Here is an 11857-nt window from a genome sequence, read left to right on the forward strand (position 1 = left end):
AGAATAAAAGCTTCACTCGCCTATCTATTCTGTAGTAAATCTGCTATACTATAGTAAAAGACGAACGTTGAAAGGGAGAATGATGAAAAGAATTTTAGAAAAAGCCAGCCTGTTGGCCTTATCCACCATGCTGGTATCAACATTTGCAGTATCCCCTGCTATTCCACAGATGATTGACCATTTTGCCCGAGAAGGGATTGCGGCCAGTCAAGTAGAAAACTTAATTACAGTTACCTCATTTGCTATTATGGCAGCCCTCTTGATGAATAGTCTAGTTGTTCGATTTATTTCTGAACGGAATATTATCATTCTTGGGTTGTTACTCCTTGCTATCGGTGGTTCCATGCCTATGTTTTTGTCGGCCTTCCCAATGATTTTCTTGGCTAGGATTTTGCTGGGATTAGGGATTGGTCTGATAAATGCACGAGCCATTAACATTATTGGTAATTTTTTCACCGGTCAAGAACGTGTGCAGATGATGGGATTGCGCGGCTCGGCAGAAGTGTTGGGAAGTGCAGGCTTGACCCTATTGGTGGGATGGTTGACTCAATTTGGCTGGCAACCAGCCTTTATGGTCTATCTCTTTGCTTTGGTTGTTTTAGCCCTCTTTCTATTGTTTGTACCCCAAGAAGAGTTTGTGGCACATAGCGAGTTAAAAAATGATAGTGGTTCTAAGGTCAAACTGGATAAGAAAATGTGGCAAATGGGAATCTACCTCGCATTTTTGGCTTTCTTTGTTATCAATGTCAACACTTTCTTGACCATTCGGATTCCACAGATTGTTTTGGACAAGGGAATTGGGACTGCTCAGCAAGCTAGTCTGATTCTCAGTTTGATGCAAATAATGGGGATTGTGGCAGGGACGGTTTTTAGTAGCTTGGTTGGCCGCTTGAAGGACTGGCTTTTAGCAGTTTCCTATGTAATTTTTGGACTCGCAGTTATCGGCATTGCCTTTGCGGATAATCTTTGGGTGTTAGGCCTCGGCGGTATGGTATCAGGATTTTTCTACAGTATCGTTCTGACCATAGTTTTCAGCCAAGTAACGGACAGAGCAACCAAAGCTATTCTTAATACAGTAATGACGATTGTTTTGATGGGCTGTAATATTGGTGGGGCAACATCTGCAATCTTACCAACCTTTCTGGAAAAACTCAACCCAACACCAACTGGTGCCTTTGGTATCTATGCTATCGGTTGCGCTTTGATAAGTGCAGGTTTAATCTATCAACAAATAAAGAAATAGGGAGTGGATTTCCGCTCCTTTTGGTAAATGGTCTTATGTTAGAACACAATCGACTCAATCAATTAATGTTGCGTTTCCCTGAAGATGTCCAGCTGATTTTTAATGAAATGATCCCTTCTTATCAATTGGGTTATGCTGACTATGTCTATCAGACAGACGATGTTGCTACTCAGAACCGACGAATTAAAAATCTTGCTAAAAATTTTCGGAAGATGGATTACTTTTACGTAATGTCTTTACCGCAAGATTTGGCGTTGGAAATTGCCAACCAGTGGCAGTATCCGTCGCCATATGATTTTTATTCAGTGAGCTCTCAATCAGAAACGTATACCCAGTTTATAACGCCAGAGGCGCGTGGAGACCGGTTTTTTGCAGTCATTCGCAATGCAGCCCTCATGGGTTACTTTCAAGTGGAGCAAGTTGATAAGGAACTCAGCCTTCACTTAGGGATGAAGCCGTCCTTGATGGGACAGGGAAATGGCAGATCTTTCTATCAGACGATTGAAGACTACATTGTTGAACATTATCATCCAGAGCAACTTAGCCTAAGTGTAGCCATATGTAACCAACGAGCTCAAGCTCTCTTTCGAGCAGTTGGATTTTCTGTAAGCGGTCATAGTATTCAAGTTTGTGGTGGAAACCACTATGAATGTGTCAGAATGGAAAAGAAATTAGCATGCGATTAGATAAATTTTTGGCAGACTGTGGTGTTGGTAGTCGGACAGAGGTCAAGAAATTCCTGAAAAACAAGCAAGTCACAGTCAACGGCCAAGTAGAGACGTCTCCTAAACAACAAATAAATGAACAGGTGGATCTGGTAGCAGTAGCTGGCGACATTCTCCATCATGAACAATTTGTTTACTATCTTCTCAATAAACCTAAAGGAGTTATCTCAGCAACTGAAGATGACCACCATCGGACTGTTTTAGATTTATTGGATGAAATAGCTCAACATAAGGAAGTTTTTCCAGTTGGACGCTTGGACATCGATACTCATGGCTTGCTCCTTTTGACCAATAATGGCAAATTAGCCCATGCCATGCTCTCTCCTAAAAAACATGTTGATAAACTCTACCGTGCACAGATTGACGGGATTATGACCCAAGGGGATGTCGAGCGATTTGCGGCAGGAATTGATCTAAAAGATTTTACCTGTCAGCCAGCCCAGTTGACTATCCTATCGACAGATGAGGTCAAAGAGACTTCACTGGTTGACATTACCATCCGAGAAGGAAAGTTTCACCAGGTCAAACGGATGGTGCAGGCTTGTGGCAAGATGGTGACAGATTTGCAACGATTATCAATGGGGCCCTTATGGTTAGATTCCGAACTAGCGATTGGAAAATACCGAAGATTAACAGCTGACGAATTGAGGCAATTAGAAGTGTTTGGTGTGAAATTATAGATGATAAGAAAGACTCGCTTCCGATTTTGTACTGACCCCAAAAAGTTAGACAAAAAATATTAGTGAAAGGATTTAGTTCTGTACTGAACAGGACTAAGTCCTTTTAGTTTTGCTTTAATGCGTTTATTGTTGTAGTAATAAAATATAATCAGTGATAGCTTGCTCTAGTTGGTCCAGTGACTTGAAATTCTTCTCAAATCCGTAAAACATTTCTGTTTTCAAAATGCCAAAGAAGGACTCCATCATGCCATTATCCGTGCTAGTTCCCTTGCGAGACATGGACGGACGTATGCCTTTACTGGCAAGAAAACGATGATAAGCTTCATGTTGGTATTGCCAACCTTGGTCGCTATGGAGAATGGTATTTGGGTAAGTTTCCTCAGGAAAGGCTTTATCAAGCATAGTCTTGACTTGTATGAGGTTGGGAGAACGTGACAAGGCAAAAGCAATAATTTCGCTATTATAGCCATCCAGAACAGGTGATAGATAGAGTTTTTCAGAACAAATTGGCAGAGTGAACTCAGTCACATCTGTATAGCACTTCTCAAAAGGCTTAGCTCCTTCAAAGATTTTTTCAATGAGATTGGGAGATTTCTTGCCCACATCCCCCTTGTAAGACTTGTATTTCTTACGTCGACGAATACGAGCAGTCAATCCTAGCTCCTTCATCAGCCGTTGTACTTTCTTATGATTGACAGAAAATCCACGATTTCTTAACTCAAGGTGAATGCGACGGTAACCATAGTTTCCCTTATGTTCATCGTAAATGGCTTGAATTTCAGCTTTTAACTCCTTATCTTTATCTGGTTTATCCAGTTGCTTGACTTGATAGTAATAGGTAGAAGGAGCTAATTGAGAAATAACCAGCAGTATATCTAGTCGGAATCCTTCTGCGACCATCTCTCTAACTGTTTGAGCCTTTCTTGCTCTCTGGCTTCGTCCCTTAAACGAAGCTCCCTCAACTTTTTTAGGTAAGCCACCTCAGTGCGTAAGCGCTCATTTTCCTCCTGAAGTCGCTCTAACTCCGTCATCTCTTCCCAGGTTTTCTTTGGTTTACGCCCCATCTTTGGTGGCCTCCCTCTTGTTTTCTCAACAATAGTATACCCGTTTTTCTTGTATTGTGCTATCCAGTTTGGAAGAGTTCCACGATTTGGCAGGGCGTAGTCAAGCGAGACGGAGAGGACTGACTGCTTATCAAGAAGTACTTTATCAATCATTTCCTGCTTGAGTTCTGGAGAATAATAGGTATTCTTTCCTTTCTTGACAATGTTTATTCCATACCTATCGATCAGTCGAAGCATATATTGGATAACAGATTCTGCAATATTAAACTGTTTTGACAAGTTCTTGATAGACTGACCACTTTGACGTAGTTCATAGATTTCGATTTTGTCTTCATAGCTCAATTTCATAAAAACAGCACCCCAAAAGTTAGATTTTTTCTGTCTAACTTTTGGGGTGCGGTTCATTTTGGAAGCAAGTCTTTTTAAATATCCGCAGGTGCAAAAACAACCTGACCATCTTGGAATTTTTCAATACGAGCGAGTGAAGTAACAGGGACACCTGCATCTATCAAGAGTTGACGTCCGTCTTGGAAGGATTTTTCGATGATGATACCAACTCCTATTACCTGAGCACCAGCCTGTTGGATAATATCAATCAAGCCTTTTGCTGCTTGTCCATTGGCCAAAAAATCATCAACGATTAGAACCCGATCTTCCGGCGACAAAAACTTGCTAGCAATAGAAACGGTACTGCTTACTTGCTTGGTGAAGGAGAAGACTTCAGATGTCAAGATTCCTTCTATCATCGTAATATTTTTATGTTTTTTGGCAAAAATCATTGGCACATCTAAACTTTCAGCGACATAAACAGCTGGAGCAATGCCGGATGCCTCAATAGTGACAACTTTTGTAATTTGCTTAGACCGGTAAGCTTCTGCTAACACTTGTCCCATTTCTTTCATCAATTTAAAATCAACCTGATGGGTCAGAAATGAATCAACTTTTAAAATATTTTCTCCTAACACCTGACCATCTTTTAAAATACGTTCTTCCAAAATTTTCATGATTCTTCCTCCAAATGATTCCTTGGTGTATTATAGCATTTTTTTATTATAAGCAAAACAAAAAACGAATTATTGTTATAAAAACATGTAAAAAAACACGTTAAATGACCAAAAAGCGAACAGAAACAAAAGAATATCGTAGATTGTATTGAAATAAGTGAATTTTTATGATAGACTAAAAAATATTATTTAGGAACAAAAAAGGAGAAACAATGTCTCAGAAAACAACAAATGAACATTCATCAGAAATGCTCTATGGAATTGATGAACAACCGCCAAAAGGCATGGCTGTGTTGCTTGCTTTTCAGCATATCTTAGCAGCTTTTGCAGGCATCATCGCGGTGCCACTTGTCGTTGCAAGTGCTTTGGGGTTATCAGTAGAAGATACTTCTATTATGGTATCGGCCTCAATCTTTGTTGCTGGGATTGCAACTATTTTGCAATCTAAAGGTGTTGGCCCGGTAGGTTCACGTGTCTCTGGAATGATGGGAACGGATTTTACCTTTGCTAATCCAGCTATCAGTGTTGGTAGCCAATTGGGAATTGCTGGTATCGTGGGTGCAACCATTGCGGGTTCATTTGTTGAAATCGTTTTGAGTCGTTTTGTGAAACCCTTGATGCGTTTCTTTCCGCCATTGATTACAGGGACCGTTGTTTCCCTCATCGGTATTACCCTCATGCCAGTGAGTATGGACTGGGCAGCTGGTGGTGCTGGAGCCACAGATTATGCCTCTGTTGAAAATATCAGTATTGCCTTTATCGTCTTGGTCTTTACTCTGGCATTGAATCATTATGGTAAAGGAATGCTGAAGACGGCCTCTGTCTTCTTCGGAATGGTCTTTGGATATGTCCTCTGTATTCTGCTTGGAAAAGTAGATATGTCTGCTGTTGGAGAGGCAGCCTGGTTTGCTCTTCCTAAAATTTTCCATTACGGTGTAAAATTTGACCTATCTTCGATTTTGGCCTTTATTCCTGCTTATGTTGTATCCTTGATTGGTACGGTAGGGATTATGATGGCAATTGGAGAAGCGTCTAACCAAAAAATTTCTTCTGAGCGGGCAGCAAATGGTGTTCTGGCAGATGGTGTTGGTTCCTTGATTGCTGGTATCTTTGGTGCAGGTCCAAATACGGCCTTTTCACAAAATGTTGGTCTCATTACCTTAACAAAAGTGGCTAGTCGTCATGTCATGATTATTGCGGGTGTTATTCTTACTTTACTTGGTGTCTTTCCAAAATTGTCTGCCTTGATTTCCATCATGCCTCAGCCTGTTCTTGGTGGTGTTGGAATTATCATGTTCGGTTTGGTCGCTGCTCAAGGTATTAAGACGCTTGCAACTGTAAAAATTGGTGACCGTGAGCTCCTAATTATTTCTATTGCCTTTGCACTTGGTATCGGTGTGACGGTACGTCCAGAATTGTTGAGCCATCTTCCGTCAGCGCTACAAATGGTCTTATCATCAGGAATTTCTACAGGGACCTTAGCTGCACTGATTTTGAACATGGTTTTAAAAGAAAAATAATATTCAGATAGGCTATCCTCGTGATAGTCTATTCTTATAGATAGTCAAAATTTATTGGTATTGCCCGAGAGAATTTGGTTTTGGTATATTAATAGTTAATGGTGAAAAGGAGGTATAAATGACACACTTTAGAGCAAGTTTTGAGCAAGCTGGGCAATTGGATCAGTTCTATCAGGTACAAAATGCCTCTGTTGCAGGATTTTCGATTGGGATTATCACTATCGATTTTAACTATGTCAAGTTGCCGGGTAATGTAGCTAACGCGACTACTTTTTCTTTTTCAGTTGTCTATGAGGATATTGTTTTGGAAATTGAGGATCTGTTCAATGGTGAGGAGAAACTGTTGGGAATGGTCATTGAGGCAGCTAAGAAGTTAGAGAAAAAGGGTGTGCGAGCCATTGTAGGCGCCTGTGGTTACTTTAACCACTTTCAGGAGCAGGTGCGAGATGCTGTAGCAGTTCCTGTCTATTTGTCTAGTGTGCTTCAAATTCCCTTGATTAAAATGGGACTCAAACCAGACCAGAAAATTGCGGTACTAGTAGCAGATGGTGAGGGAGCGAGTGCAGACTTTTTCGCCAAAACCAACGCTTCCATTTCAGACTGTATTGTCAAGGAGATAGGTAGTCTGGATAGTTTCGCTCCAATTCGTTACAACAAGCCATTTTTGGACAACGGGCGTTTGAAGTCAGACTTAGTAGCAGTTGTTCAGGATTTGCAAGCCAATCACCCAGAAATTGGTGCCATTTTGCTGGAATGCAGTGACCTGCCACCCTATGCAGCAGCCCTTCATAGAGAAACAGGACTACCGGTTTTTGATTTTACTACTTTGATTAACTGGGGCCATTCAGCAGTCGTTCGCAGAGAATTTTATGGATATATGTAACAGAAAACTCCGATTAGAAACATCTAGTCGGAGTTCTTGCTTATTCAGCTTGTTGGTCAGGGTACCACTCTCCCCAGTCTGACATAGAGTCGAGGATTGGTTTCAAGGAACGACCTTATATCCTATTGCCAGTCATTCTGAGCAAGGTGAGATAGAAGGAAAATTTATCCCATATATGAAGTTCTTGACTTACTTGTTCTTATGGTTGATAATAGAAAAAAATAGAGTGAAGCATGTCAATGTTTAAATATCTTCGCGCTGTGCCCCTGATTCTTGTAGTTGTAGCAGTAGTTTATTTTTCAATCATTATCTGTCTGGACAATGGTGACTGGACCTATATTTTTGCTAGAGTGTTTGGCATGGATGCAGAACATGCCAATAATTTGGCCTATATCGCCATAGCCATTCAATCCCTTTTTTTCACCTCAGACTGGTTTTACAAACGAATCCGTACTTTTCTCAATCGTCGATTGGAAAACGCCAAGGGTCTCAATCGGCAAATTTATCTGGGATATAAGGCTGGGATTGAGTTCTTAATGGCCCTTCCTAAACGGACCATCTTATTCAGTTTTTACCTACTTTTGACCATTTTGGAAAACTTAGGTGTGATTAATAGTGCAAAAGACTATGCAGTTGTGGTTATTTTTATTATCGCAGTGGATCGTGTGACTAAAATCTGGCCAGAAGAAAAATGACGAATGGTCGAATTTAGCCAGAAAATCAAGAGACGGATTAAGAGTGTAGAATAAGCAGAGAGGTGCATATATATTTTAAGGAGGCGGTTTTATCTTCTTTTTTTGAATAAAAAGAAGACAAAATGTAAGATATATATTGCATAACGAAAAATATAGTGTATAATAAAGTTATAAAAATGTACAGGAGGATGGCTATGGCATGAAAAATATTCGTTTAAAGTTAGCGCGTGTGGAAAAAGATATGACCCAAGGGGACTTGGCGGAAGCTATAGGAGTGACCCGCCAGACCATCGGTCTGATTGAGGCGGGAAAATATAATCCCAGTCTAAGTCTTTGTTTATCAATTTGCCACTGTTTAGGGAAAAGTTTAGATCAATTATTTTGGGAGGAACTAACTAATGAAAAAAATTGTGACTGATGAGCGTGTTCGACAAGAAGAAAACCAAGTCTTTGCCTGGGTAGGCAGGACCATGAATTTTCTTTTGCCCCTCTCATTTCTAATCAAGAGCCTGGTCTTAAAATGGCCGTTTGATACCTATGTTTTTGAACTGTTTGCCATGTTGGTAGTTTCAGTCTATCTCTTTTACGGTTATTGGAGGAAGGGGCTTGATATGGAACGGGGAACTTCTTGGCAGGGCTACCTTTACATAGGAGTGGTAATTACTGGGACAACGATTTTAATGGCTTGGACCAACTACCAGACCTATGGACAGCATTATTCTGGTGTCTGGAATTGGCATTTTTGGGCGGTGATTTTGATATTCTTTCTTTCTATCACAAGTCTCATTTTCTTATTGGCGAATCTTCTCTCTTGGGCGAATAAGTACCGTCAGAAGCAGGTGGAAAAAAAGCTGATAGATGAACTCGAATAAGCAATCGAGTTCTTATCCTCGCTCTGCCATTTTCCTAAAAAATAAAACTTTTTAAAATTCCTTGCCAAAATCCGAAAGATTATGATACAATACCAAAAGCGTAGGTTTTTAAACTCATCCCGTGAGGTGAGAAAGACAACAGGATAATTCATTAAGGGCCTATGACTATGTAAATTTAGAAAGTCTGGGTCTTTTTGTGTACCCAGAGCGGGAGAATGATGAATACAAAAGCCAACCTTTTGTTTGATGTCCATGAGAAACCAGCTCCTTTTCAAGGGATTTTGCTCAGTTTCCAACACGTGTTTGCCATGTTCGGTGCAACGATTTTAGTGCCTTTGATTTTGGGAATGCCCGTATCCGTGGCCCTATTTGCATCTGGTATTGGAACCCTGATTTACCAAGTAGCTACTCAATTTAAAGTACCGGTTTATCTTGGTTCTTCATTTGCTTATATTTCAGCTATGGCCTTAGCTATTAAAGAAATGGGCGGAGATATCTCAGCAGCACAAACAGGTATTTTCTTTGTTGGTCTGATTTATGTACTGATTGCAGGGCTTGTCAAAGCCATTGGTACAAAATGGATTGATACTCTATTACCACCCGTGGTTATTGGGCCTATGATTATCGTTATCGGTCTTGGTCTTGCCAATTCGGCAGTTACTTCTGCAGGTTTTGTGGCGGATGGTGACTGGAAAAATGTTGTTGTAGCCATTGTCACTTTCTTGATCGCAGCTTTTGTCAATACCAAAGGGAAAGGCTTCGCCAAGATTGTTCCATTCTTAATTGCCATCATCGGTGGTTATATTGTTGCTCTCTTGCTTGGTCTGGTGGATTTCACACCTGTGCTCGAAGCAGCATGGTTTGAGTTGCCAGGATTCTATTTACCATTTGAAACAGGTGTATTCAAATCGTATAATTTTTACTTCGGACCTGAGATGGTTGCTATTTTACCAATTGCTGTAGTTACTGTAGCTGAACATATCGGTGACCATACAGTTCTCAGCCAAATCTGTGGTCGTCAGTTCTTGAAAAACCCAGGTCTCAGTCGTACCTTGATTGGTGATGGTGTAGCGACAGCTGTTTCAGCTTTAATCGGGGGTCCTGCCAATACGACTTATGGAGAAAATACAGGGGTTATCGGTATGACTCGCATCGCGTCAGTATCGGTTATTCGCAATGCTGCTTTGATTGCAATTGCTTTCTCATTCTTGGGTAAATTTACAGCTCTCATTTCTACCATTCCAAGTGCCGTTCTCGGGGGAATGTCCATCTTACTATATGGTGTTATTGCATCAAATGGTTTGAAAGTATTGATTGAAAGTCGAGTAGATTTTGGTCAAGTTCGTAACTTAATTGTTGCAAGTTCTATGTTGGTATTAGGACTTGGTGGTGCAGTTCTGAATATTGGTGCAATTACCCTTTCAGGAACAGCCCTCTCGGCAATCGTTGGGATTATCCTTAACCTCGTTTTGCCCAAAGCTGAAAAAGCCAAGTAATTACACTCAATTTTGAAGTCAGCTCAGGCTGGCTTTTTTGGATTGTGGTATAGTAAAGGGAAAAAGGTGAAGCTCATGAAAGAATTAGCAAAAGAAATGTATAGCAACACTCTTCATATTTGGTATGAGACAGATGTAATGGCAGACCACGAATATGGTCGTATTTTTGATACTAGTTCAGTCAGCTTAAATGAAGTTGCGGTCAGAATACATGGAGATGTTGTGGACAATCCAAGTGTAGAAGCTATCTATTGGTATATGGGGCAAGGGTTGGATCAAATCGTGCTGATGGCTCGTTACCAAAAAGACAGATTGCAGGTTCAAGTGAATCTCAAGGATTTCGATTTTGCCTTGCATGTAGATGCGATTGAAATATGGAAAAATGACTTAATTGAAACAGTTCAAACAGTTCTTTCGGAGAGATAGCAGAGCAGCTCAGCAATTGCTCAAATCAGTTGACAAAAGCACCGTTCCTTGATAGAATGGATAAGGTCCAAAAGGACAAATCTAGCTTTTTCTTGGTCACGGGTCGCCAACCTGTCACTCGGATTGAGCTCAATAAAAAGGAGTATACATTATGGCAATCTCAAAAGAGAAAAAAAATGAAATCATGGCACAATATGCGCGTCATGAAGGCGACACAGGTTCAGTTGAAGTACAAGTAGCAGTACTTACTTGGGAAATCAACCACCTGAACGACCATATCAAACAACACAAAAAAGACCACGCAACTTACCGTGGTTTGATGAAAAAAATCGGTCGCCGTCGTAACTTGTTGGCATACCTCCGCCGCACAGATGTTAACCGTTACCGCGAATTAATCAATTCACTTGGCTTGCGTCGTTAATTAGCAGGTATAGAAACAAAAAACACAGCACCAGTATCTTGTATACTGAGCTGTGTTTTTTTTATCGTAATAATTTAGAAAATTATTATGCATTTCAGGTTTTTATATTACAAATTTTTAATCCAATATCGGAGCATGCGGTCGCCGTCGTCAGGATCGATGCGGGTATCTTCGTAGACGCCGCCGTTGGCTAAAATCGTTTTTTGAGAGCCAATGTTCCAGTCGGCTGCAGTAATGAGGACGCGATTGATGCCCAGAGTTTTGGCTTCTTGCAGAGCGAGGGCCAATTGCTCTTTGGCGTAGCCCTTGCGCCGTTCATTCGGATGAATGGAGTAGCCGATGTGACCGGCGATATGGACCAAAAATTCCTGATTGAGATGATGGCGGATATTGCAAATGCCCACCATTTTTTTGTCCTGCTCGCGAATGCAGATAAAAGTTGAAGAAGGAGCGCGGTTGGGACGACAGGTCGCTGGAGATGCTTCGTTTTCAACGTGCTCCAGCCATTCCTCGAAGTTATCCATTTGCTGAAGATGGCTGCCACCATGCAAGTGTTCGCCTGTGAAGGCTTGCTTATAAGCGAGAATCTCCTCTTTCTTTGCCAGACTTGGTTTTACCAGATACAATGTTTCCATTTTCCACCTCCAGATGTTTTTGATAGTGTACCATGGTGAAGTTTTCTTGTCAAAATCAACTTTCAAGCCTTTATTTCTCTCTAAAATATGATAAAATAAAGTTTAAGCGTGGTTTTGTGCAAAAGAGAGTGAAACAAGCTGTTTGATTGTCTTTTGTAGAAAACACGCAAGAAAAATTTCAGAAAAAAACAGG

13 protein-coding genes and 1 pseudogene are annotated in these 11857 nt (G+C 40.8%); 11 read left to right on the forward strand and 3 right to left on the reverse strand.

Going from position 1 to position 11857, the window contains the following annotated elements; genetic code table 11:
* Nucleotides 1–82: 82 nt before the first annotated feature.
* From D2A30_01215 to D2A30_01225, 3 genes are read left to right on the forward strand one after another with little or no spacing between them, the layout of a single operon-like run.
* The gene (locus tag D2A30_01215; protein ULL20337.1) at nucleotides 83–1243 is read left to right on the forward strand and encodes an MFS transporter; all 1161 of its coding nucleotides are present in this window, start codon (nucleotides 83–85) and stop codon (nucleotides 1241–1243) included.
* A 35-nt stretch (nucleotides 1244–1278) separates the two neighbouring features.
* Nucleotides 1279–1929 (forward strand): GNAT family N-acetyltransferase, encoded by a 651-nt coding sequence (locus D2A30_01220; GenBank protein ULL20338.1) that lies wholly within the window; start codon nucleotides 1279–1281, stop codon nucleotides 1927–1929.
* A complete protein-coding gene (locus tag D2A30_01225) occupies nucleotides 1920–2648 on the forward strand; it encodes an rRNA pseudouridine synthase (protein ULL20339.1) in 729 nt (242 codons plus the stop codon). The genes D2A30_01220 and D2A30_01225 overlap by 10 nt, the downstream gene beginning before the upstream one ends.
* 59 nt (nucleotides 2649–2707) lie before the next feature.
* Here the strand turns inward: D2A30_01225 and D2A30_01230 are convergent.
* Nucleotides 2708–4060: pseudogene (locus D2A30_01230) on the reverse strand (IS3 family transposase).
* Nucleotides 4061–4134: 74 nt separating this feature from the next.
* A complete protein-coding gene (locus D2A30_01235) occupies nucleotides 4135–4716 on the reverse strand; it encodes a xanthine phosphoribosyltransferase (protein ULL20340.1) in 582 nt (193 codons plus the stop codon).
* Nucleotides 4717–4928: 212 nt separating this feature from the next.
* On the opposite strand from D2A30_01235, the gene D2A30_01240 reads away from it, so the two are divergent.
* From D2A30_01240 to D2A30_01275, 8 genes are all read left to right on the forward strand, one after another.
* Nucleotides 4929–6236, forward strand: a complete 1308-nt coding sequence (locus tag D2A30_01240) for a purine permease (protein ULL20341.1) — start codon at nucleotides 4929–4931, stop codon at nucleotides 6234–6236.
* Nucleotides 6237–6354: 118 nt separating this feature from the next.
* Complete coding sequence (locus tag D2A30_01245) at nucleotides 6355–7119, forward strand: aspartate/glutamate racemase family protein (protein ID ULL20342.1); 765 nt, start codon at nucleotides 6355–6357, stop codon at nucleotides 7117–7119.
* 239 nt (nucleotides 7120–7358) lie between these two features.
* Entirely contained in the window at nucleotides 7359–7814 is a 456-nt protein-coding gene (locus D2A30_01250) for a hypothetical protein (protein ULL21964.1), read from the forward strand.
* Between the two features lie 199 nt (nucleotides 7815–8013).
* The gene (locus D2A30_01255) at nucleotides 8014–8232 is read left to right on the forward strand and encodes a transcriptional regulator (protein ULL20343.1); all 219 of its coding nucleotides are present in this window, start codon (nucleotides 8014–8016) and stop codon (nucleotides 8230–8232) included.
* Nucleotides 8213–8686, forward strand: coding sequence for a hypothetical protein (locus D2A30_01260; protein ID ULL20344.1), 474 nt, complete (start codon nucleotides 8213–8215; stop codon nucleotides 8684–8686). Before D2A30_01255 ends, D2A30_01260 begins: the two co-directional genes overlap by 20 nt.
* Before the next feature lie 218 nt (nucleotides 8687–8904).
* Nucleotides 8905–10182 (forward strand): uracil permease, encoded by a 1278-nt coding sequence (locus D2A30_01265; GenBank protein ID ULL20345.1) that lies wholly within the window; start codon nucleotides 8905–8907, stop codon nucleotides 10180–10182.
* A 75-nt stretch (nucleotides 10183–10257) separates the two neighbouring features.
* The gene (locus tag D2A30_01270; GenBank protein ID ULL20346.1) at nucleotides 10258–10608 is read left to right on the forward strand and encodes a hypothetical protein; all 351 of its coding nucleotides are present in this window, start codon (nucleotides 10258–10260) and stop codon (nucleotides 10606–10608) included.
* A gap of 151 nt (nucleotides 10609–10759) precedes the next feature.
* Nucleotides 10760–11029, forward strand: a complete 270-nt coding sequence (locus D2A30_01275) for a 30S ribosomal protein S15 (GenBank protein ID ULL20347.1) — start codon at nucleotides 10760–10762, stop codon at nucleotides 11027–11029.
* A gap of 107 nt (nucleotides 11030–11136) precedes the next feature.
* Here D2A30_01275 and D2A30_01280 read toward each other — a convergent pair whose 3' ends face one another.
* Nucleotides 11137–11664 (reverse strand): GNAT family N-acetyltransferase, encoded by a 528-nt coding sequence (locus tag D2A30_01280; GenBank protein ID ULL20348.1) that lies wholly within the window; start codon nucleotides 11662–11664, stop codon nucleotides 11137–11139.
* Nucleotides 11665–11857: the final 193 nt, after the last annotated feature.

Source organism: Streptococcus suis, assembly GCA_022354845.1.
Lineage (GTDB): Bacteria > Bacillota > Bacilli > Lactobacillales > Streptococcaceae > Streptococcus > Streptococcus suis_AA.

Bases quoted from the DNA above. Each gene is read 5' to 3' on its own strand.
- D2A30_01215 (ULL20337.1), top strand. From the start codon at position 83: ATGAAAAGAATTTTAGAAAAAGCCAGCCTGTTGGCCTTATCCACCATG.
- D2A30_01220 (ULL20338.1), top strand. From the start codon at position 1,279: ATGTTAGAACACAATCGACTCAATCAATTAATGTTGCGTTTCCCTGAA.
- D2A30_01225 (ULL20339.1), top strand. From the start codon at position 1,920: ATGCGATTAGATAAATTTTTGGCAGACTGTGGTGTTGGTAGTCGGACA.
- D2A30_01235 (ULL20340.1), bottom strand. From the start codon at position 4,716: ATGAAAATTTTGGAAGAACGTATTTTAAAAGATGGTCAGGTGTTAGGA.
- D2A30_01240 (ULL20341.1), top strand. From the start codon at position 4,929: ATGTCTCAGAAAACAACAAATGAACATTCATCAGAAATGCTCTATGGA.
- D2A30_01245 (ULL20342.1), top strand. From the start codon at position 6,355: ATGACACACTTTAGAGCAAGTTTTGAGCAAGCTGGGCAATTGGATCAG.
- D2A30_01250 (ULL21964.1), top strand. From the start codon at position 7,359: ATGTTTAAATATCTTCGCGCTGTGCCCCTGATTCTTGTAGTTGTAGCA.
- D2A30_01255 (ULL20343.1), top strand. From the start codon at position 8,014: ATGAAAAATATTCGTTTAAAGTTAGCGCGTGTGGAAAAAGATATGACC.
- D2A30_01260 (ULL20344.1), top strand. From the start codon at position 8,213: ATGAAAAAAATTGTGACTGATGAGCGTGTTCGACAAGAAGAAAACCAA.
- D2A30_01265 (ULL20345.1), top strand. From the start codon at position 8,905: ATGAATACAAAAGCCAACCTTTTGTTTGATGTCCATGAGAAACCAGCT.
- D2A30_01270 (ULL20346.1), top strand. From the start codon at position 10,258: ATGAAAGAATTAGCAAAAGAAATGTATAGCAACACTCTTCATATTTGG.
- D2A30_01275 (ULL20347.1), top strand. From the start codon at position 10,760: ATGGCAATCTCAAAAGAGAAAAAAAATGAAATCATGGCACAATATGCG.
- D2A30_01280 (ULL20348.1), bottom strand. From the start codon at position 11,664: ATGGAAACATTGTATCTGGTAAAACCAAGTCTGGCAAAGAAAGAGGAG.